20 protein-coding genes are annotated in these 19502 nt (G+C 60.3%); 10 read left to right on the forward strand and 10 right to left on the reverse strand.

Annotated features, from left to right (window positions below):
* Positions 1-71: 71 nt before the first annotated feature.
* Positions 72-590, reverse strand: a complete 519-nt coding sequence (locus ACM6IV_RS05875) for a carboxymuconolactone decarboxylase family protein (RefSeq protein ID WP_414869109.1) — start codon at positions 588-590, stop codon at positions 72-74.
* 131 nt (positions 591-721) lie between these two features.
* Between ACM6IV_RS05875 and ACM6IV_RS05880 the strand changes: the two genes are divergently transcribed.
* Positions 722-1537, forward strand: a complete 816-nt coding sequence (locus ACM6IV_RS05880; RefSeq protein ID WP_414869110.1) for a cupin domain-containing protein — start codon at positions 722-724, stop codon at positions 1535-1537.
* A gap of 3 nt (positions 1538-1540) precedes the next feature.
* Here the strand turns inward: ACM6IV_RS05880 and ACM6IV_RS05885 are convergent, their stop codons facing one another.
* Positions 1541-2434, reverse strand: a complete 894-nt coding sequence (locus ACM6IV_RS05885) for a DMT family transporter (RefSeq protein ID WP_414869111.1) — start codon at positions 2432-2434, stop codon at positions 1541-1543.
* Between the two features lie 87 nt (positions 2435-2521).
* Here ACM6IV_RS05885 and ACM6IV_RS05890 point away from each other — a divergent pair, with 87 nt between their 5' ends.
* From ACM6IV_RS05890 to ACM6IV_RS05900, 3 genes are all read left to right on the forward strand, one after another.
* Entirely contained in the window at positions 2522-3853 is a 1332-nt protein-coding gene (locus ACM6IV_RS05890; RefSeq protein ID WP_414869604.1) for a PLP-dependent aminotransferase family protein, read from the forward strand.
* 52 nt (positions 3854-3905) lie between these two features.
* A complete protein-coding gene (locus tag ACM6IV_RS05895; RefSeq protein WP_414869112.1) occupies positions 3906-4292 on the forward strand; it encodes a c-type cytochrome in 387 nt (128 codons plus the stop codon).
* A gap of 194 nt (positions 4293-4486) precedes the next feature.
* On the forward strand, positions 4487-5182 hold the full coding sequence (locus ACM6IV_RS05900; RefSeq protein WP_414869113.1) for a hypothetical protein: 696 nt from the start codon (positions 4487-4489) through the stop codon (positions 5180-5182).
* 8 nt (positions 5183-5190) lie between these two features.
* Here ACM6IV_RS05900 and ACM6IV_RS05905 read toward each other — a convergent pair whose 3' ends face one another.
* Positions 5191-6831, reverse strand: coding sequence for a diguanylate cyclase (locus ACM6IV_RS05905; RefSeq protein ID WP_414869114.1), 1641 nt, complete (start codon positions 6829-6831; stop codon positions 5191-5193).
* 205 nt (positions 6832-7036) lie between these two features.
* Between ACM6IV_RS05905 and ACM6IV_RS05910 the strand changes: the two genes are divergently transcribed.
* Positions 7037-8647, forward strand: a complete 1611-nt coding sequence (locus ACM6IV_RS05910; RefSeq protein ID WP_414869115.1) for an ATP-dependent nuclease — start codon at positions 7037-7039, stop codon at positions 8645-8647.
* Between the two features lie 146 nt (positions 8648-8793).
* Here ACM6IV_RS05910 and ACM6IV_RS05915 read toward each other — a convergent pair whose 3' ends face one another.
* Positions 8794-9195 (reverse strand): hypothetical protein, encoded by a 402-nt coding sequence (locus ACM6IV_RS05915; RefSeq protein ID WP_414869116.1) that lies wholly within the window; start codon positions 9193-9195, stop codon positions 8794-8796.
* Between the two features lie 164 nt (positions 9196-9359).
* Positions 9360-9923, reverse strand: coding sequence for a chorismate mutase (locus ACM6IV_RS05920; protein WP_414869117.1), 564 nt, complete (start codon positions 9921-9923; stop codon positions 9360-9362).
* Between the two features lie 198 nt (positions 9924-10121).
* Here ACM6IV_RS05920 and ACM6IV_RS05925 point away from each other — a divergent pair, with 198 nt between their 5' ends.
* Positions 10122-11477: an MATE family efflux transporter gene (locus ACM6IV_RS05925; RefSeq protein WP_414869118.1), complete on the forward strand. Its 1356-nt coding sequence runs from the start codon at positions 10122-10124 to the stop codon at positions 11475-11477.
* Positions 11478-11551: 74 nt separating this feature from the next.
* A complete protein-coding gene (locus ACM6IV_RS05930; protein WP_414869119.1) occupies positions 11552-12109 on the forward strand; it encodes a YceI family protein in 558 nt (185 codons plus the stop codon).
* 12 nt (positions 12110-12121) lie between these two features.
* On the opposite strand, the gene ACM6IV_RS05935 is transcribed toward ACM6IV_RS05930, so the two are convergent.
* A complete protein-coding gene (locus tag ACM6IV_RS05935; protein ID WP_414869120.1) occupies positions 12122-12607 on the reverse strand; it encodes a DUF3592 domain-containing protein in 486 nt (161 codons plus the stop codon).
* 151 nt (positions 12608-12758) lie between these two features.
* On the opposite strand from ACM6IV_RS05935, the gene ACM6IV_RS05940 reads away from it, so the two are divergent.
* Positions 12759-13445 (forward strand): GNAT family N-acetyltransferase, encoded by a 687-nt coding sequence (locus ACM6IV_RS05940; protein ID WP_414869121.1) that lies wholly within the window; start codon positions 12759-12761, stop codon positions 13443-13445.
* Positions 13446-13509: 64 nt separating this feature from the next.
* On the opposite strand, the gene ACM6IV_RS05945 is transcribed toward ACM6IV_RS05940, so the two are convergent.
* The gene (locus tag ACM6IV_RS05945) at positions 13510-13950 is read right to left on the reverse strand and encodes a hotdog fold domain-containing protein (protein WP_414869122.1); all 441 of its coding nucleotides are present in this window, start codon (positions 13948-13950) and stop codon (positions 13510-13512) included.
* 160 nt (positions 13951-14110) lie between these two features.
* On the opposite strand from ACM6IV_RS05945, the gene ACM6IV_RS05950 reads away from it, so the two are divergent.
* Positions 14111-14743: a TetR/AcrR family transcriptional regulator gene (locus ACM6IV_RS05950; RefSeq protein WP_414869123.1), complete on the forward strand. Its 633-nt coding sequence runs from the start codon at positions 14111-14113 to the stop codon at positions 14741-14743.
* A 349-nt stretch (positions 14744-15092) separates the two neighbouring features.
* Here the strand turns inward: ACM6IV_RS05950 and ACM6IV_RS05955 are convergent, their stop codons facing one another.
* Together ACM6IV_RS05955 and ACM6IV_RS05960 are read right to left on the reverse strand one after the other, a co-directional pair.
* Positions 15093-16211 carry a P1 family peptidase gene (locus ACM6IV_RS05955; protein ID WP_414869124.1) on the reverse strand — a complete coding sequence of 373 codons (1119 nt, stop codon included), beginning with the start codon at positions 16209-16211 and terminating at the stop codon, positions 15093-15095.
* A 141-nt stretch (positions 16212-16352) separates the two neighbouring features.
* A complete protein-coding gene (locus ACM6IV_RS05960; protein ID WP_414869125.1) occupies positions 16353-17468 on the reverse strand; it encodes an extracellular solute-binding protein in 1116 nt (371 codons plus the stop codon).
* A gap of 110 nt (positions 17469-17578) precedes the next feature.
* Between ACM6IV_RS05960 and ACM6IV_RS05965 the strand changes: the two genes are divergently transcribed.
* Complete coding sequence (locus tag ACM6IV_RS05965; protein WP_414869126.1) at positions 17579-18352, forward strand: helix-turn-helix transcriptional regulator; 774 nt, start codon at positions 17579-17581, stop codon at positions 18350-18352.
* Between the two features lie 149 nt (positions 18353-18501).
* On the opposite strand, the gene ACM6IV_RS05970 is transcribed toward ACM6IV_RS05965, so the two are convergent.
* Positions 18502-19443, reverse strand: a complete 942-nt coding sequence (locus tag ACM6IV_RS05970; protein ID WP_414869127.1) for a class I SAM-dependent methyltransferase — start codon at positions 19441-19443, stop codon at positions 18502-18504.
* Between the last annotated feature and the right edge of the window lie 59 nt (positions 19444-19502).

Here is a 19502-nt window from a genome sequence, read left to right on the forward strand (position 1 = left end):
TGGCGCCTCCAAGATGCCATGGCCTTGTGGCGCAGTCCAGCGCGAGCGCCGAAGGGGTTTGTGACCTTTGATCAGGCATCGATCGCCGGGAAATCGATATCCGTCAGCGCTACATTATTCAGGTAGTTGGTCAGGGTCTGCACGGCCACCAGCGCAATCGTTTCAATGATCTTCACGTCATCGATACCGGCAGCGCGGGCGGCGGCGATCTGTTCATCAGTCAAATGGCCACGGCTTTCAGTCAGCTGGCGGGCGAGGGTGGCGTAGGCGTTGAGTTCGCCCTGGCGTGCGGCGACGATGTCCTGCGCCGAGACCCCGGCCTTGCCGGCAAACAAGGTGTGCGCCGCCAGGCAGTAATCACAGCCGTTGACCTGTGAGGTGGCGAGGTACACCGCTTCTTTTTCCCGGGCGCTCAACGAAGTCTTGCCGAGGATCGCCGAGGCTTGCACGTAAGTTTCGAGGGCCACCGGCGCTTTGGCCAGGGTGGTGAAAAGGTTGGGCAGGAACCCGATTTTCTTTTTCACCCCTTCCAGTACAGGGCGGCTGGCGTCGGCGGCGGTTTCGAGGCTGATAGCGTGGATGCGGCTCATGGTGATTCTCCGAAAGACCGGTGCGAAGTGCGCCGGGGATGGAGGTCATGTTATGGAGTGAGGCTGGTGCATTGGCGGCAAATCGTCGAGGATATGCGGCAGATCGTCCAGATATGCCCTTGGAGTCGTCCATGGATCGCCTTTCAACACTGCTCAGCCATTTCGGCGTGAATGCCGGTACGTTCCACAGCGGCGCGTTTTGCGGCGTCAGCGTTCATGACAGCGAGCCGGTCGGGCATGTGCATCTTTTGCAGGCCGGTGAATTGCTGCTCAAACCGGGCAGCGAACGTGAAATCCGCCTGAGCGAACCATCGCTGATCTTCTTCCCCCGACCTTTCGCCCATCGCATGTTTGCCGATGAAAGCATGGGCACCCGGGTGGTCTGCGCCACGCTGACGTTTGACGGCGGCTCCGGCAATGCTCTGGCGGCGGCGCTGCCGGATTATCTGGTGCTGAAACTGACGGACATCCCGGAGCTGGGCAACACCGTGGAATGGCTGTTCAAGGAAGCGTTCGAAGGGCATTGCGGGCGGGTGGCGGTGATGGATCGCCTGTTCGAATTGCTGGTGATTCTGCTGTTGCGGCACCTGATCAGCAGTCGCGAACAACAACCGGGGATGATCGCCGGGCTGGCCGACCCGCGCCTGTCCCGTGCCTTGAACCGGATGCACGAGCAACCGCAAAAACCGTGGAGCGTGGCGGATCTGGCCGCAGTCGCCAACCTGTCCCGCGCCGGGTTTGCCGAGCAGTTTCGCCGTGTGGTCGGGCAGACACCGGCCGATTATCTGCTGAGCTGGCGCGTCAGCCTCGCGCAGAAACGCCTGCGCGAAGGCAGACCGATTGCGCTGATTGCCGAGGAGGTCGGTTACGAAAGTCCTTCGGCGCTGGCCCGGGCGTTTCGGCGCAAGACCGGACTCAGCCCGCGCGAGTGGAAGGCCAGTGCCTGAGGATCATTTGGCGAATTTCTTCGCCCCGGCCACGCAGAGGATTACGCCCAACGTCACGGCGAGCATGCCGACGCTGACGTGTTCATGCAGCAGCGTTGCCGCCAGCGCCAGACCGAAAAACGGCTGGAGCAATTGCAACTGACCGACCGCGGCAATCCCGCCCTGGGCCAGGCCGCGATACCAGAACACAAAGCCAATCAGCATGCTGAACAGCGACACATAGCCCAGGCATAGCCATGCCGACAGACTGATCGTGCTGAACGAGGCGGGCGCCAGCCACAGACTCAACACCGCCATGACCGGTAGCGACAGCACCAGCGCCCAGCAAATCACCTGCCAGCCGCCAAGGGTTCGCGACAATTTCGCGCCTTCGGCATAACCTAGGCCGCAAGCGAGAATGGCGGCGAGCATCAGCAGGTCGCCGGTAGGCGAGGCGGTCAGCCCTTGCGCCAGCGCGAAGCCGACCACCAGCGCGCTGCCGAGCATGGAGAATATCCAGAACACCGGGTGCGGCCGCTCACCGCCGCGCAGCACGGCAAAAATCGCCGTCGCCAGCGGTAGCAAACCGACAAACACAATCGAATGCGCTGACGTCACGTGTTGCAGTGCAAGGGCGGTCAGCAGTGGAAAGCCGAGCACCACGCCCATCGCAACAATCAATAGCGACAGCCACTGATTACGCGCCGGACGTCGCTCGCGAAACAGCCACAACAGCGCCACTGCCAAGGCTCCGGCAATCGCGGCGCGGACCACGGTGAGAAACACCGGATCGAACTCCAGCACCGCCAGACGCGTGGCCGGCAGCGAACCGCTGAAGATCACTACGCCGATAAAGCCGTTGATCCAGCCACTGGTTTTTGCCAGTGCCGGGGTCGCCAGATTCGAGGTCCGTTCCATCAAGATCACGCTCAGAAGTGGGTTGCGTAGGGTCATGCTAGAGCCGAGAATCAGCACAATCAAAGAATTGTCATGGATACATCCGGCATGCCACGTTCGCGCTACAAAACACTGGTTGACGCTTACGCGGCGAACATTCGCTCGGGCCAATTGCCGCCGGGTACGCGGCTGCCAACTCATCGGCAGTTAGCGGCTCAGGAGGGATTGGCGCTGGTCACGGCCTCGCGGGTGTACGCAGAGCTGGAGGCCATGGGCCTGATCAGCGGCGAGGCCGGGCGCGGCACATTTGTCCGCGAAACCTCGTTGTCGCCGGGGCAGGGCATCGATCAGAAACAGGTGGCGGTCGGCATGATCGACCTCAACTTCAATTACCCGTCGCTGCCCGGTCAGGCGGATTTATTGCGCAGCGCGTTGCGCCAATTGGCATTGTCCGGCGACCTGGAAGCCTTGCTGCGTTATCAGCCGCACGCCGGTCGCGGCCACGAGCGCGCGTCGGTCGCTCGGCATCTGCTGTCGCGCGGCGTGCAGGTCGAAGCCGAGCAAGTATTGATCGTCAACGGTGCCCAGCAAGGCCTGGCGGTGACGTTGATGGCGCTGCTCAAACCCGGCGATGTAATTGCCGCCGACGCGCTGACCTATTCCGGGTTCAAGGTGCTGGCCGAAGCGCTGCATCTGGAAGTCGTAGCCATCCCGCTCGGTGATCAGGGGCCGGATCTCGCCGCGCTGGACAAGCTCTGCCGCAGTCGCTCGGTGCGCGCCGTGTACAGCATGCCGACGTTGCACAATCCGCTGGGCTGGGTGATGCCTCTGGCGCAACGCGAGCAGTTGGTCGCGATCGCCCGTCGGCATGATCTGACCCTTATCGAGGACGCGGCCTACGCGTTTCTGGTAAACAACCCACCGCGTACGCTGATTGATCTGGCGCCGGAGCGCACGGTGTACGTCTCGGGCCTGTCGAAAAACATCGCCACAGGCCTGCGAGTCGGTTTCATCGCTGCGCCGACAACGATGGTGCCTGCGCTGGAGCGCATCATCCGCGCCACGACCTGGAACACGCCGGGCGTCATGACCGCCATCGCTTGCGGCTGGCTCGACGACGGTACGGTGACGCTGCTTGAGGAACAGAAACGCAGCGACGCCAAGGCGCGGCAAGCGTTGGCGGCCGAGGTGTTGAAAGGACTGCCGAGCATTGGCCATCTGGCGTCGTATTTCTTGTGGCTACCGCTACCGGAGGACGTGCGCGCCGATCAGGTTGTTGTGGAGCTGATGCACGCGCAGGTTTCGGTGACCACGGCTGAACCGTTTTCAGTGGCAAGCCATACGCCGCATGCCATTCGCCTGGCGTTGGGGTCGGTGGACATGGAGGTGTTGCGTCGGGCGTTGATAACGGTCAGGAAGATCATTGGCGCTTACCTGTAAAAACAAAATGCTACCCTTGCGCGGCCCGATGCCGACCGATCCGGAACTCTCGATGAAAAACACTGCTGCACTGTCACTTGCCCTGACACTCGTCACCGGCCTGTTCAGTACGTTCACCCACGCCGCAGGCGACCCCGAAGCCGGCGCGAAAATCTTCCCGCGCCTGTGCGGCGGCTGCCATCAAGTCGGCGAATCGGCGCGCCCGGGATTCGGTCCGCAACTCAATGGCATCATCGGCCGACCCGCCGGTACGTCGGCCAACTACGTGTATTCCGAGGCGATGAAGAACTCCGGGGTGACGTGGGACCGTGAAACGCTGATCGCCTATCTGAAGGATCCGAAAGGTGTCGTGCCGGGCACGCGGATGATCTTCTGGGGCTTGAGCGACGAAGAAAAACTCGACAACTTGCTCGCCTACCTCCAGACCTTCACCCAATGACGGCAGCTCCTGTAGGGCGTGCGTGTTTTTGAGGGGCAACGATGTCGGGTTGATGCCCCGACTGGCATCCCCTGTCACGCTCGATCGATTCCATCGTCAGGGTCATAACCGTCACCGCTACGTCTTGTTCACGACTCAAGTATTGCTGTGTTCGGGCGATATGCCTGACACCCAAGTCCCTGATTGAAAATCACATGAAAAAATTATTCGGCGTGATGGCTGCCCTGGTTTTGTTAACGGGATGCGTCACCAAAAACCTCAGCCTTGAAGATCGCCAGCAAATCAAAACCGTGAAAGTGCTGCCGGTGTTTGTGGCCGTCGACAACTTTCAGTACACCAGCATGACGCAGGCCTGGGGAGCAGGTCTGGGCGCCGGAGCCGGTGCGGCGACGGGTATGGCGTCCGGCAGTTCGACGAGCGGGACTACGGCATTGACGGGGGTAGGTTCCGTGGCAGGGACGAAAGCGGCGGACGTGGCGACCGGCGATATTACTCTGGCGATTCGCAACAACATGAAGGCCAATGGCATCGACCTGAGCCAGTTGATCCGGCAAAGCTTCGAAAAACGCGTGCAGCAGGAACACCTGTTCACCGTGGTGGGCGACGATCAGCGAGCCGATGCCGAGGTGGAAATCCTGGTCTCGCAATGGGGGCTTTGCCTGAAGAACTACAGCACCGTGTTGTACCCGGTGATCGGCGCCACGGCGCAAATCAAACGCAACGGCTCGGCGGTATGGCGCAATTTCGACACCATCTCCGTGTTCAACGATGCCAACACCATTGCCTACACGCCGGAGCAATACGCCACGGATCCTGAGACGTTGCGCAAGGCATTCAGCCATGTGTCTGATCTGGTCGTCGACAAGCTGGTTGATCACTTGAAACAGTGAAGGCCTGATCACGCCACCTGATTGCGGCCCGCGGCTTTGGCCTGATACAGCTGCTGGTCGGCGCGTTTGATCACTGCGCTGTGGCTATTATCCGCCGGGTCCGCCAGGCCGACGCCGATGCTGACCGTCACTTGCCCGACCACCGGGAAGTCAGCCTCGGCGACTGCCACGCGAATCTTCTCGGCGACCACTTCGGGCGTGTCGGGTTTGGCGATTTCCGGCAATAGCACGGCGAACTCTTCGCCGCCGTAACGAGCAACGAAATCGGTGGTGCGCAGGCTGCTCTGAATCAACTGCGCCAATTGTTGCAGCACATCGTCACCCACCGCGTGGCCGTGGCTGTCATTGATGCGCTTGAAGTGGTCGGCGTCGATCAGCAGCAGGGCAAACGGCCGCCCGGTGCGACGGAACAGCAGGGTGTATTCGGTGAGTTTCTCGTCGAAACGGCGACGGTTGTAAACGCCGGTCAAAGCATCGTGGGTCGCCAGGCTCAGCAGTTCGGCGTTGGCTTGCGTCAGGGCCGCAGTGCGTTGCGCTACCGTGGCTTCCAGCGAGGCATTGGCCTCTTGCAGTTCGCGTTCCTTGCCGAGCAATGACTGGGTCATGGCATCAATGGACTGGCCGAGCTGGGCGATTTCCAGCACGGGGTGTTGCAGCGGGAATTGTGCGCCGGGCTGCTGGTTCTGCACCTGCCGGGCCGAGCGCGCGAGCTGTTCAATCGGGCGGCTCAGGTACAGCGCCAGGTAGTAAGCCACCAGACCGAACACTACGGCGGCGAATACGCCCAGGATCAGCAGTTTGTACATCAGCAGGCGCGCCGGTTGCAGTGCGGTTTGCAACGGCTGGCGCACCGCGATCGACCATGACAACGCGGTGCTTGACGGCGTCGGCACGCTGACCATGCTGGTGAGGAATCCGTTGCCCGCAGTCCAGCCTTGGCCGTTGGTGTCAGTTGCCAGTTGCTGACCCATCAGCGCTTCCGGGTAGAGCACCTTGCCATCGTGATCGATGATCAACGCTTCGATATCCGGCGTTGAGTTTTTATGCGAGAACGCCGCCGACTCGACAATGCGCGTCACCCAGTTCCAGTGCGCGTGGGCGCCCAGGACACCAATCACCTGACCGTCGGCGTTACGGATCGGCGCGGCGAAATCGATGAAGCGCAGCGGTTCACCGTTCGGCAGGGCCGGCAGCTTTTTCGCCAGCAGCACCGCTTCGTGGGGATCGCCGGTGTACTCTTCGCGCATCCCGGCCTGGAACCAGGGGCGTTGTTGCACGGATTGGCCGACCAGCAAATCGTTCACCGCCTGACGCACCTTGCCCTCGGCATCGGTGACGCCCATCCACGCGTACTCGGCGCGCGCCTGGGTGCGCAGTTGCATCGATTTCAGAATCGCCGGGTTGTCCAGATCACCACGCTCCAGATGCGGCGCGCGGCTGAGCAGATAAACCTCCAACTGGCGTTCGCGCAGTTGTTCGCCGAGTAACGATGCGGCCGAACGCGCGGTGTTGAGCAAGGCATTGCCGCTGGCCTGTTTCATTTGTTCAGTGGCGATATGGCCGACATAGAAGCCCACGCTCAGCAGCGTCAGCAGGGACAAACCGGCAAACCAAAGGGTGAGGTGGCTACGCAGACTGGCTTTGAGCATGGGCAGGCGAGGTCTGTTTTAGAGTTGTGGCCGCATGGTATGCGACATCGTCATCGGGCTGCCAGCGCAGTGGTTGATGAGTGTCTACTGCGATTTCAAAGAGCCATCACTTTCAGTAAGGTGTCTGCCCAAATACCAGCGATAAGGTCTGGCTCAAAGTTTTCCTTGTTGCTCAGGTAGAACAATTACCCGTCAGGTGGCTGCATTGCATATAGAAAAAATCAAGTTCAGTGCTCTCAGAGGTGTGGCGTTTTACGTAGGCGTCGGTGCAGATGTTCACGGATCCGACGCTGGATTCCACGACATGCAATGCGCTGATCTTGAGCAGATCAATGTGTTTGGTGGCAGGAACGGTGCAGGTAAGTCAACGCTTCTGGATGTGGTGGGAGCCTTGTCCCGGCCAGAGTTATTTCAAACCCTCAAACGAACGGCACTTGGCGAACGAGTCTTTCATGGCCTGGATATTACCTTTAAGGGCGATGATTCAAGTTACATGCCTGTGCCTGCTCCGTTGGTCTTGCATGTCGAGTTTGAGCCGGCTCGAACGCCCATTCTGGCGCTGCGCGTTTTTGACCGGGCGAATCACTCGGAAGAGATTCTGGATGCAATATATGCGCGTATCCCGGCGACGGGCGTGGCAGCCAGCGATATACAGAAAATCCGTCAGATCGTATCGAGAATGGGGCTCACGGTTTCTTATTGGCGAGGCCCCGAACAAGCCTGTTTCGATGCGGCGTTCGTTGTCGCCCTGGGTGAAATCCAGCCAGAGTTGTGCGGAGTCAGACGCGTAGAACTTGCTACGACGCAGGAACTGCAAGAAACGGGTGTGGTTAAGTTGCGGCTCTATTCTGATCTGATGGTTTCACAAGCTGTCCCGTTTGAGTATTTGCCTTCGGGCTGGAAAGCCGCTGCCGGTATGCTCGGCTGGCTGCGCGAACAACCAGACGGTTCTATTGTGATAATTGAAGAGCCGGAGTCTCATTTGCACCCTCGACTCCAGCGCTTGTTGGCGATGAATCTGGCGCGGTTGGCGAAGGAAAAAAACCTGCAGTTGCTGGTCTCTTCGCATTCCTCTGTTTTTCTAAGCCCTGATGTCTGGGGCGCAGCTGACGCAACAAACGCTGTTCCGATCGCGCATTTCCATGTGGACGGACGCCGCATCCATAGTTTGCAGGGGCCACGTGTCATCGCTTCGCCACAAAAATTGCTGGATGAGTTGGGTGTGCGGGCGAGTGATCTGTATCAGTCAAATTTCGTGATATGGGTCGAAGGCCCTTCGGATCGCCTCTACATAAAATACTGGTTGCAACGCTGGTGCCGAGAGCATGCCGAAGTCGAACTGGTAGAGAACGTGCATTACTCGTTCGTGCTGTATGGCGGGTCGATACTGTCCCACTATGACGCGGGCAAAGAACTGCAGGCAGAAGAGGCAATCTCGATGCTGCGCATTAACAGGAATTCTTTTGTCGTCATCGATCGCGATCACGATTTCGAATTCGATGATGACGTCGGCACCCGTACGAAAAAAGACTCAGCGAAATACAAGGTACTTGATCAGCTGGACGACAACAGCACCTGGATTACCCGGGGCTATACGATGGAAAGCTATTTGCCCGACGCCTTCAAAAAATACCTGGTCAGGAAAAAGAATGGAGCCATATCTATCGGCACCAAATTGACCAAAGTGGAGCTGGCCAAGAGATATATCAAGGAGACCGAGGGGCTGAAATTCAAACAGATTTTCAAGCGCACTCAAACCAGTGCCATCCAGGAAATCGAGAAGATTTTTCGCGGTATAACCCGAGCGAATTTATAACGTCGCGACCGTTGGCCATCAAGGCCGGGATTACGGGCTGGCGTGGCCGATTTTCCAACACAACAAAATGTGCAAATGAGTCAGCCATAAAACAAGCCCGGCTGATCAGGCCGGGCTTGTTTGGGAGCTACGCTGAAGCAGTTGGTTCAGGCAACACGGCGTTCGATCAGGCGATCGGAACCACCTTCAGCAACACGGCGTTCGAGCAGACGATCAGCGCCACCTTCGGCAACACGGCGTTCGATCAGGCGATCGGAACCACCTTCGGCAACACGGCGTTCGATCAGACGATCAGCACCACCTTCGGCAACGCGGCGTTCGATCAGACGATCAGCGCCACCTTCGGCAACACGGCGTTCGATCAGACGATCAGCGCCACCTTCGGCAACACGGCGTTCGATCAGACGATCAGCGCCACCCTCAGCAACACGACTTTCAATCAACTTGTCCGAACCGCCTTCAGCGATTTGGGTGTGTGCCGGGGTGGCGGCAAAAGCGCTAATGGCGAAAACCGAGAAAGCGATGCTGAGAAGGGTCTGGCGTTTCATGATCGTGTGCTCCAAAGGGGTAGTTGTTTGTCTGGAGCCGATGTTACGCCGCTGATTTTTTATGAGAACTTCATTGACGTGATGGTGAACATCGACCGCAATGATGGTTCACCAATCACCTGTAGGCGCTGCCGCAGGCTGCGATCTTTTGATCTGGCCGTTGCTCAGAGCGCCTTCGCCGGCCGGATACACAGTTCACCGGTCGCCCGTGTCAGTGCCAGGTCATGCAGCGCGTCGTGGGTCAATCCGCTGCGCGCCTTGGCCAGCCACGCCGGGCAATTTGCGTCATGGCGATACGGCGCGAAGTCGGCGTATTGCTGCAGCAGGCGGGTTTGCAGTTCGTCCAGACGCGGGCGGATCTGTTTGCTCAGGTCGGGACGCGGGGTGTCCGGCGCAGCACCGGCCGCCTGCCATTGCGCGAGCAAACCGTACTGCACCAGTTTGTTCGCCTCCATTTGCGCCGCAATCAGTTGCGCGACGTCTTCGGGGTCGAGCTGACGCGCGGTGGCCAGCGTTCGCGCGTTGGCGATGACCTGCGCCTCACGAGGGCTGTCCTGGATCGGCTTGCCGCTGTCCCATTTGGTCAGCGCGACAAGGTCGCCGATGTTCAGCCGTTCATTCAGCGTTTCCAGCAACGGCGTCAAGGTCTCCACAGGCGCGGCGGCGTGAGTGCTGGTGGCGAGCAGGGCGAGGAGGGTGGCGGTCAGCAGATTGGCAGAGTGCGGCATGGACAGAGCCTCGAGGAGAGAAATGAAGATGGGCAGTTGTTTACCACAGCTCTGAACCGACACCTACAGATCCGGGCCCGTTACACAGACGTGAGCAACGGCAATAAACACCGATCGGAAATGTTAATTGCGCCCAGCGTGCAACTCACCGAAGCTATCCTCCATCAGCCCTCCGCCGTCGAGATGGACCTCTATTCAATGCAAGCCGTCGCCCAACGCCCACTCTGGCACACCTACCTGCTGTTCCTCGCGCCAATGGTGCTGTCGAATTTCCTGCAATCGATGTCGGGCACGGTCAACAGCATCTACATCGGCCAGATGCTCGGCACCCAGGCGTTGGCGGCAGTGTCGGGGATGTTTCCCATCGTGTTTTTCTTTATCGCGCTGGTGATCGGCCTCGGTGCGGGCGCCGGAGTGTTGATCGGTCAGGCGTGGGGCGCGCGTGAGCCGCACATGGTCAAGGCGATTGCCGGGGCGACGCTGTTGCTCGGGGTGTTGATCGGGCTGGTAGCGGCGGTGTTGGGCAGCGTGTTCGCGCGCCAGGCGCTGACGGGATTGGGGACGCCGGCGGATGTGCTCGACGATGCGGTGGCGTATGCCCATGTGATGATGTGGATCTTGCCGTCACTGCTGGTGTTTGTGTTGTTCACGCAACTATTGCGCGGGGTCAGCGATACGCTGTCGCCGTTGCTCGCGCTGATGGTCTCGACCTGTGTCGGGCTGGCCCTGACGCCGGCGCTGATCCGCGGCTGGTTCGGCTTGCCGCAATTGGGCATTCAGAGTGCGGCGTACGCCGGGCTGGCCGGTAACCTGGCGGCGATGGCGTGGCTGGCGTGGCGCCTGATTCGCAAGGGCCATCCGCTGGCGCCGGACCGGGAGTTCTTCGCCGCGCTGCGCCTCGATGGGGTGATTCTCGGCAAGGTCTTGCGCATCGGTCTGCCCACCGGCGTGCAGATGATCGTGCTGTCGTTGTCGGAGCTGGTGATTCTGGCGCTGGTCAACCAGCACGGCTCGCAAGCGACGGCGGCGTATGGTGCGGTGACGCAGATCGTCAATTACGTGCAGTTCCCGGCGTTGTCGATTGCGATCACCGCATCGATCCTCGGTGCACAGGCGATTGGCGCCGGGCGGCTGGAGCGCATGGGGCCGATTCTGCGCACCGGGCTGTTGATCAACGTGTGCCTGACCGGCGGTTTGATTGTGCTCGGTTACCTGTTGTCGCATTGGTTGCTGGGGCTGTTCCTGACCGAGGATTCGACCCGGGCGATGGCTGAGCACCTGCTGCACATCATGTTGTGGAGTCTGTTGGTGTTCGGCTTCCAGGCCATTATTGGCGGGATCATGCGCGCCAGTGGCACGGTGCTGGTACCGGTGGCGATTGCGATCATTTGCGTGGTCGGCGTGCAATTGCCGGCAGCGTACTGGCTGGACGGGCACTTTGGTTTGCAGGGCGTGTGGATGGCCTTTCCGGTGGCGTATCTGGGCATGCTGCTGTTGCAGATCTTGTATTACAAACTGGTCTGGCAGCATCAGAAGATCGAACGTCTGGTGTAGGCGCTGGCGCAACGCGCGGATGTTTGCTTAAGTCAATCGAGGCCCTCGATGGCCAGCCCCGCCTGGAGAATCCCATGTCGATCCGATTGCTGCTGGCTGCCGCGTGCTCGCTGTGCGTCGTCAGTGCTGCGCAGGCTGCCGAATACACCCGGGTCAACACCAGCGCCAGTCAGATCAGCTTTACCTACAACCAGATGGGCTCGCGGATGTACGGGACCTTCGGCAAGTTCGAAGCGACGCTGGACTTCGACGCTGACGATATCGACAACGCCCGTACCACGCTGCACATCGACCTCAACAGCATCGATGCCGGCAGCGAAGACGCCAACACCGAGCTGGTGAAACCGGCGTGGTTCGACACGGAAAGATTTCCCGTGGCGGTATTCGTATCGAAGCGTTTTACCCAGATCGCGGAGCATCGTTATCGGGTCGACGGCGAACTCACCCTCAAAGGCATCACCCGCAAAGTACAGGTGCCGGTTGAATTGAAACCGGACAGCGACATCGGCATCTTTGACGGTGAACTGGTACTCAAGCGCGACGAGTTCGGCCTCGGCGCGGGGGAGTGGGCGGACACCGTGGTGTCCAGGGACATCGAGATCAAATTCAAAGTGGTGGCGCCACAGCAGTGACCGTTCTCCCGGTCAATAAAACCGGTCTTGTTCTTTCATCGCCTGTATCTGCCAGAACGTTCTGCCCGAGATCAGCAGAAACAGCAGCGCGAGCATCACACCACCGGTCATGATGCAGAAGCCCGTACGGTAACTCTGCAACTGGCTGGCGATGCAGCTTTTATCCGGCATCCAGGGCGACACCAGCAGGTCGATGGGGCCATCCACTTCGTACTGGGTATGTTCGACGTAGCGCTCGTCGGAATGCAGCCCTTCATGGGGCTGGCCTTGGGCATCGGTGTATTGATAGTGAATGACCTTGCCGTTGGCGTTCATCGGAATCTGCTCCAGTGCCGTGACGCTGCCGCGGGTGTGCGCACCGTTGAAACTCAGCGCGCCATACAGCACGCCCGACTTGTGGGCCATCGCAGCGAGCAGCAAAACCACGCAGCAAGCGACGGTCAACATGACGATACGGTTGTAGAGGTGATCCTTGGCAGCTTCGCGCGGGTAGTACATGGCCGATCCCTGGTGGTGACATTTGTAGGAGACCGATACATCGGCGCTCGGCGCAGGAACTTTAGACGTCGAGCAGGCGCGCCACGGTATGATGTCGCGGTTCGTCGACCGCTGCGGCGGTCGGCAACGCTTTTTACCGTCGGAGTTCGTCATGCCACGCATCACCCATTACAAATCCCCATGCCCCGAGGGCGTCAACAGCCAGATCCTGCAGATGGTCGTCGACTACCTGACCGACATCAGCGCAGTCGGTCTGGGCCCGAGCAACCTGCTGTACAACGTCTATCAGTACGCGGTCGGTTATGAGGTGCATCTGTATCTGGAAGCGTTGAATGGCGAGAAGGGCACCGACGTCGAGTTGCTGGTTGCCACCGACGAAGATGATCCGGAGCAAGTGATCGGTTTTCTGTTGTACCTGCCGGTGCAGGGCGATTGGGAAGCCTGCAGCGTGGCTTACATGGCCGTGCGCGAAGGGCATCGGCGTCAGGGCGTGGCGCGGGCAATGATCGGTGAAATGCTCGGGCGTTATCCCCATGCGGAACTGGCCTGCACGGTCGGCAAAGTGCCGTACTTCGAAGCGTTGGGCTTTGAGGTAATTGGCCAGCGTGAAACCCAGGTGTTGATGAGCACCCGGCATTACCGCAGCAACGGTTTGCGCGGATTTATCGACACCACGCCGATTTACCGCTCGCTGGAAGTGCAGCAGATCCACACCTATCTGCTGCAGAAAAACGGCAAGCGCGCGATGCTCGACGCCGAGAAACAGCGCGACCGACACCTCGATCAGACCACCCGCCATGTCGAGGAATTTGTCCGCCAGCGCCTGACCGTGCACTGAACCCACCGCGGCGAAAAAGCCCTTGCTGCGCATCGTGCAGCAAGGGCTTTTTTCTGCCCGCGATTCAGCCGGGTTTGACGTTCATGGTGATCCGCGCCGTGAACACGTGTTTGCCCTCGGTATCGTGAATGTCCACTGTGACGATCTTGTCGCCCGCGCTTTGCCAATCCACGCCCTCACCACTGGCCACCGCCGTGACATCGGTTTTCGCCTTGGCCAGATACTCCACGGTCATGCCTTTGGGGATCCAGCGTGCGCCGGTCGGGATCGACACATCGGTCATCATTCCGGCGGCCAGCTCGGCAGCGTTGCACAGGGCAATGGCATGCACGGTGCCGAGGTGATTGGTGATTTCGCGGCGGAACGGCACTTGTACCGTCGCCGCGTTGGCGCGCAACTCGGTCACCAGTGGGTTGATCGTGCTGAAGTAGGGCGCGAACTGACAGGCCATCTGACTGAAGGCCTGCGGACCCACACTGTTGAACATGCTGAGAGATTGACTCATGGAAAGCCTCGCGAAGGATGATTGACCGAATGATGTTCCGTTACAGAATAATATTCTGTAACGGAACGGTATTCTGTCTGCGGGAAATCTGTCAACCTGTGCGTGTTTTTTTCATGGGCACGATGTGTGCCTTCAATCCGATTTTCAGGCAGTGAGCCGCATGGACACCGCAGATCTACTTGAACGCAGTTTCCCCGGCCGCCGCGCCGAACTAAAACGCGACATCTTTCGCAAAGCCCTGAGCCTGTTCAACGAACAGGGGATCGAGGCCACCACCATCGACATGATTCGCGCCGAGTGCGATACCAGCGTCGGCGCGATCTATCACCATTTCGGCAACAAGGAAGGTTTGGTCGCCGCGCTGTTTTTCACCGCGCTGGAGGATCAGGCGCGGTTGCGCGATGCCTATCTGCAGGCCGCGCAAACCACCGAGGAAGGTGTGCAGGCGCTGGTGTTCAGTTATGTCGATTGGGTCGAACGTCAACCGGAGTGGGCGCGCTTCCAGTACCACGCGCGGTTTGCCGTGACCAAAGGGCCGTTCAAGGACGAGCTGGCCGAGCGCAACAAGATCCGCAACGTGCGTCTGCGCGACTGGCTGGCGGAGTCGGGGCGCGCTGCCGAGCTCAAGGCGCTGCCCGCCGAACTGTTGCCGTCGCTGATCATCGGCCAGGCCGACAGTTACTGCCGCGCCTGGTTGGCGGGGCGCGTGAAGGGCAGTCCGGCAGACTATCGCGAGTTGCTGGCGCAGGCGGCGTGGCGCTCGATTTGCGCCGATTCATCGCCGGACAGCTGATTTTCGCGGACAAAAAAAGAGCCTCAAAGCTCTTTGATGGGGAGGAAGTAGAGCCCTCGAGGCTCAAGATGCGCATGAAGCAAGGCACGGGCTTGATTGGGGTTCAGAGCACCCGTACCTACGCAGCGCTCGAAGAGCGGAGTCACTGCGTGATTCCATCCTAGGAGTGTGCAAGGGGTGGCTCAAGTACCGCCAGTCGCACGGGCCGTTGCGCGAACCTGGCACACGAATACTGACGTCATCCTGTGTGGGAGCGAGCCTGCTCGCGAAGACGGAGTGTCAGCCGATTCAATATTGCCTGACATATCGCCTTCGCGAGCAAGCTCGCTCCCACAGTGGAACTCGGATGTCAGCGGGCGCCAGGCCAGCCTGATTTTTCGAGGGCGGCGAGCAGGGTTGCGGAATCCAGTCCCGGCACCGAATGTCCGTTGCCCTCTGTGCTGTCGCTGGCCAGCAACGCATTGATGATCGCTTCTTCAACCGCTTCGGTCGCGGCCAGGAAAAGCTCGCTGATATGGTCATTGTTGACCATGCGCAAACCGTCGCAGGTCGGCGCGCCTTTGCCTTCGTAGGCCGCTGGCGGGACGTGCTCGTTGCCGGTGGCAAAAGCGATAAAGATGTCGCCGCTGTGATCCTCGTTACCGCCGCCGGTGCGCGCCAGACCCAGGCTGGCACGTTGCGCCAGACGTGTGCACTGGTGGGGTAACAGGGGCGCGTCGGTGGCCAGGCAAACGACGATCGAACCCATGCCCGGATGCGGCAATGATGCGCGCAAGAACGGTGAGTCTTTCTGTTCCATGTAACGCCCGACCGGGTAACCATCGACCCGCAATTCACTGCGAATGCCGTGGTTGGCCTGCACGATTGCGCCGACCGTCCAGCCGTCCTGGGCAGTGCTCAAACGCCGCGACGCAGTACCGATGCCACCCTTGAATTCATGGCAGATCATGCCGCTGCCACCGCCGACGGCGCCTTCGCGAACCGGGCCGTCGATCGCGCTTTTCAGGGCTTGGTCTACATGCTCGGGCTGCACGTGGAAACCGTTGATGTCGTTGAGCAAGCCGTCAAAGGTCTCCAGCACCACTGGCATGTTCCAGTAGAGACGACCGTCGTCCGGCTGCTGCTGGCGATCCAGTGCAATCAAGGCATCGCGCACCACACCGAGGCTGTGGGTGTTGGTGAATGCAATCGGGCTGGTCAGCAGGCCTGCCTCGCGAATCCATTCAAGCCCGGTGGCGTCACCATTGCCGTTGAGCACATGCACGCCGGCAAAACATGGCTGCTGATTGGTCGAACCCGGGCGCGGTTCGATCAGCGTCACGCCGGTGCAGATGTCGCGTCCGGCGCTGCTGCGTCCGCGCACATTGCTGTGGCCGACGCGTACGCCGGGCACATCGGTGATGGCGTTGAGCGGGCCGGGCTGCAGTTGGCCGATGCGGATGTTGAGGTCACGGGCACGAGGTTTCATTGGTTTTTGTCTCTCAAAGAAATGTCTGGTGAATCACAAAACCTGTAGGAGTGAGCCGGCTCGCGATAGCGGTTTGTCAGGCAAAACAGTTTTATCAGGCAAACCGCTATCGCGAGCCAGCTCACTCCTACAGGGGGGGCGTTATTGGCCGTTCTTGACCTTGCTCCACACCCGCGTGCGCACGCGCTCGGTGGCTTTCGGCAAAGGTTCAAGGGTGTACAGCGTGGCCATCGCTGCGGCGGAGGGATAAACCGCCGGGTTGTCCCGCGTGGCAGCGGCTACCAACGCTGTCGCCGCGCGGTTGCCATTGGGATACGACAGATGATCACTGACCGGCGCGATCACTTCGGGGCGCAGCAGGTAGTCGATAAACGCCAGCCCTTGCGGACGGTTCGGCGCGTCCTTGAGCAACACCAGCGTGTCGAACCACACCGGCGCGCCTTCCTTGGGCAGGCTGTAGGCGATCTTCACGCCGTTGTTGGCTTGCTCGGCATTGGTCTTGGCTTCCAGCATCGCCCCCGACCAACCGACCGCCACGCAAATGTTGCCGTTGGACAAATCACTGATGAATTTCGACGAATTGAAGTAGGCGATGTGCGGGCGCAGTTTCAGCAGCAGCGCTTCGGCTTTTTTATAGTCTTCGGGATCGGTGCTGTTCGGTGGCAGACCGAGATAGTGCAGGGCGACCGGCAGCATTTCCGACGGCGAATCGAGCATCGCCACACCGCACTGGCCAAGTTTGGCGAGGTTGTCTGCGTTGAACACCAGATCCCACGAATCCACCGGCGCCTTTTCTCCGAGCGCCGCGCGCACCTTGTCGACGTTGTAGCCGATGCCGTTGGTGCCCCACAGGTAAGGCACCGCGTATTGATTGCCGGGATCGTTGTTGGCCAGTTTCGCCAGCAAATCGGCATCGAGATTCTTCCAGCCCGGCAGTTGATCCCGTGGCAGCGGGGCGAGGGCGCCGGCCTTGATCAGCGTTGGCAGGCTGAAGTTGCTCGCCACCACCACGTCGTAGCCGCTGCGGCTGGTCATCAGTTTGCCTTCGAGGACTTCAGCACTGTCGAAGGTGTCGTAAACCGGCTGGATACCGCTGTCGCGCTGGAAATCGTGGAGGGTATTGGGGCCGATGTAGTCGTACCAGTTGTAAACGTGCACGCTCGGCGCGTCAGCGGCCAGGGCGATCGAGCAGGCGCCCACGCCGGCCAGCAGGCCCAGTTGAATGCTGAGGTTGATACAGCCACGGTGACCACGCATGATGCGGCACTCCTGGCCCGTACAGGCCGGTGATGAACAGGAGTGGTCAGCCTATCGGGCCGGTCACGCCTGACCCATTCCCATCATGGGTTACTCAAAAGGGGTAGAGCGTGGACGCGTTGCTGCAGGAACTGCCAGTGCATCAAAGCCTGGCGCGGGTATTTGCCGGTGTCGGTCAGGACGGTTTCTGGCGTGCACTGGTCGATACGTTGCGGCTGCTGGTGCCGCTGGACAACGCGCTGGTGGCGCTGATGACAGCCGGGCAGGCGCCGCAATTGCTGATCGACTTCGACAGCAAGGGCCGCGCTGACGAGCAGGAGGAACTGGCCGGTTACAGCGCCGGGATGTACCTGCTCGATCCGTTCTATCAAACCGCGTCGACCGGCATTGCCGACGGCTTGCACAGCCTGGCTTCGGTGGCGCCGGACCAGTTTCTGCACAGCGAGTATTACCAGAGCTACTTTCGTTCGGTGGTGGGCGAGGACGAGTTGCAGTTCATGATCAACGTCGAGGGCGGCGTGCTTGGCTTGTCACTCGGACGTTCGACGCCGTTCGACATGGCCGAGCAGGGCCGGTTGCTATGTGTACGCGATTGGGTGTTGGCGGCCATGCGTCGGCATGTGCAGTTGTCGCCGCCGCAGGGCACGGTGGCGCAAACGCCGGTCGGGGATCTGGCAACGTTGCTTGACCGCTTCGATGCGCGGCTGACGGTGCGTGAGGTTGATACGGCGCGGCTGATCTTGCAGGGCTTTTCCAGCAAGGCGATGGCCCAGCAGATGGGCATCTCGCCGGAGACGGTCAAGGTGCATCGGCGCAATCTGTATCACAAGCTCAATGTCACCGGGCATGGTGAGTTGTTTGCGTTGGTGTTGCGTCCCCACTAAAGATCATCAGCCGTACACATAAACCTGTGGGAGCGAGCTTGCTCGCGAATGCGGTAGATCAGTCAACCTCATTGGCGACTGACAAAACGCTTTCGCGAGCAAGCTCGCTCCCACAGGGGATGTGTGTTGTTCAGGGGCTCTTCGGGGTGTCAGGGGGTGCGGTGGAAGACCAAAGCCTTGAGGCCGCTTTGCGGATCAATGTCCGCAAACTCCGGCGGGTTCTCCAGCCGCTCTACAAAACGCAGACTCGGCGCTTCCCGGGTCACACCATCAATCAGAAAGTCCGGACCAAACGCCGGGTCATTCATGCACGCCAGCACCGTGCCTTGCGCGCTGAGCAACTCCGGCAAGCGGCGCAGTACGCGCTGATAATCCTTGGTCAGCAGAAAACTGCCTTTCTGGAACGACGGCGGATCGATGATCACCAGATCATACGGGCCGCTGTTGATCACCTTGCCCCAGGACTTGAACAGGTCGTGACCGAGGAAACTCACTTTGCTCAGGTCATGGCCGTTCAAGCGATGGTTGTCGCGGCCGCGACTCAGTGCAGCACGGGACATGTCCAGATTGACCACATGGCTGGCACCACCCTCGATGGCTGCCACGGAAAAACCGCAGGTGTAGGCAAACAGATTGAGCACGCGTTTGCCCTTGGCCTGTTCGCGCACCCAGTTGCGCCCGTAACGCATGTCGAGAAACAGCCCGGCGTTCTGTTTGCGCCCCAGATCGACGCGATACTGCAAACCGCCCTCGACGATGCTCATTTCGTCGATCTCATCACCCACCAGCCATTCGGCGGTGCTCTGCGGCAAATAGCGATGCTGGATCAGCAAGGTGTGCGCGCCCGACTGTCGCCATTCTGCGCTGGCGGTCAGGCCCAGCAACAACGCTTTGAGATTGTCCAGTTGCTCGGGCGCCGGTTCCTTGAACAGCGACACCAGTACCACGCCTTGCAGCCAGTCTACGGTCAACTGCTCCAGCCCTGGCCAGCAACGCCCGCGCCCGTGGAACAGGCGCCGGGTTTCGCTCGGTGCGGCCGCAAGAGCCGGCAGCAGATGGGCGTGTAGGGTAGCGAGGGCTTCAGGGTTCATCGGTCGGGATCGGCAAGCAAAAGGGCGGGCATTTTAACCACAAATCCGCGGTCGCGAAC

The organism is Pseudomonas sp. IT-347P (assembly GCF_949768005.1).
GTDB lineage: Bacteria > Pseudomonadota > Gammaproteobacteria > Pseudomonadales > Pseudomonadaceae > Aquipseudomonas.

What these genes read in the sequence shown, in the direction of transcription:
- ACM6IV_RS05875 (WP_414869109.1), bottom strand. Translation starts at nt 590, where the DNA reads ATGAGCCGCATCCACGCTATCAGCCTCGAAACCGCCGCCGACGCCAGC.
- ACM6IV_RS05880 (WP_414869110.1), top strand. Translation starts at nt 722, where the DNA reads ATGGATCGCCTTTCAACACTGCTCAGCCATTTCGGCGTGAATGCCGGT.
- ACM6IV_RS05885 (WP_414869111.1), bottom strand. Translation starts at nt 2,434, where the DNA reads ATGGAACGGACCTCGAATCTGGCGACCCCGGCACTGGCAAAAACCAGT.
- ACM6IV_RS05890 (WP_414869604.1), top strand. Translation starts at nt 2,522, where the DNA reads ATGCCACGTTCGCGCTACAAAACACTGGTTGACGCTTACGCGGCGAAC.
- ACM6IV_RS05895 (WP_414869112.1), top strand. Translation starts at nt 3,906, where the DNA reads ATGAAAAACACTGCTGCACTGTCACTTGCCCTGACACTCGTCACCGGC.
- ACM6IV_RS05900 (WP_414869113.1), top strand. Translation starts at nt 4,487, where the DNA reads ATGAAAAAATTATTCGGCGTGATGGCTGCCCTGGTTTTGTTAACGGGA.
- ACM6IV_RS05905 (WP_414869114.1), bottom strand. Translation starts at nt 6,831, where the DNA reads ATGCTCAAAGCCAGTCTGCGTAGCCACCTCACCCTTTGGTTTGCCGGT.
- ACM6IV_RS05915 (WP_414869116.1), bottom strand. Translation starts at nt 9,195, where the DNA reads ATGAAACGCCAGACCCTTCTCAGCATCGCTTTCTCGGTTTTCGCCATT.
- ACM6IV_RS05920 (WP_414869117.1), bottom strand. Translation starts at nt 9,923, where the DNA reads ATGCCGCACTCTGCCAATCTGCTGACCGCCACCCTCCTCGCCCTGCTC.
- ACM6IV_RS05925 (WP_414869118.1), top strand. Translation starts at nt 10,122, where the DNA reads ATGCAAGCCGTCGCCCAACGCCCACTCTGGCACACCTACCTGCTGTTC.
- ACM6IV_RS05930 (WP_414869119.1), top strand. Translation starts at nt 11,552, where the DNA reads ATGTCGATCCGATTGCTGCTGGCTGCCGCGTGCTCGCTGTGCGTCGTC.
- ACM6IV_RS05935 (WP_414869120.1), bottom strand. Translation starts at nt 12,607, where the DNA reads ATGTACTACCCGCGCGAAGCTGCCAAGGATCACCTCTACAACCGTATC.
- ACM6IV_RS05940 (WP_414869121.1), top strand. Translation starts at nt 12,759, where the DNA reads ATGCCACGCATCACCCATTACAAATCCCCATGCCCCGAGGGCGTCAAC.
- ACM6IV_RS05945 (WP_414869122.1), bottom strand. Translation starts at nt 13,950, where the DNA reads ATGAGTCAATCTCTCAGCATGTTCAACAGTGTGGGTCCGCAGGCCTTC.
- ACM6IV_RS05950 (WP_414869123.1), top strand. Translation starts at nt 14,111, where the DNA reads ATGGACACCGCAGATCTACTTGAACGCAGTTTCCCCGGCCGCCGCGCC.
- ACM6IV_RS05955 (WP_414869124.1), bottom strand. Translation starts at nt 16,211, where the DNA reads ATGAAACCTCGTGCCCGTGACCTCAACATCCGCATCGGCCAACTGCAG.
- ACM6IV_RS05960 (WP_414869125.1), bottom strand. Translation starts at nt 17,468, where the DNA reads ATGCGTGGTCACCGTGGCTGTATCAACCTCAGCATTCAACTGGGCCTG.
- ACM6IV_RS05970 (WP_414869127.1), bottom strand. Translation starts at nt 19,443, where the DNA reads ATGAACCCTGAAGCCCTCGCTACCCTACACGCCCATCTGCTGCCGGCT.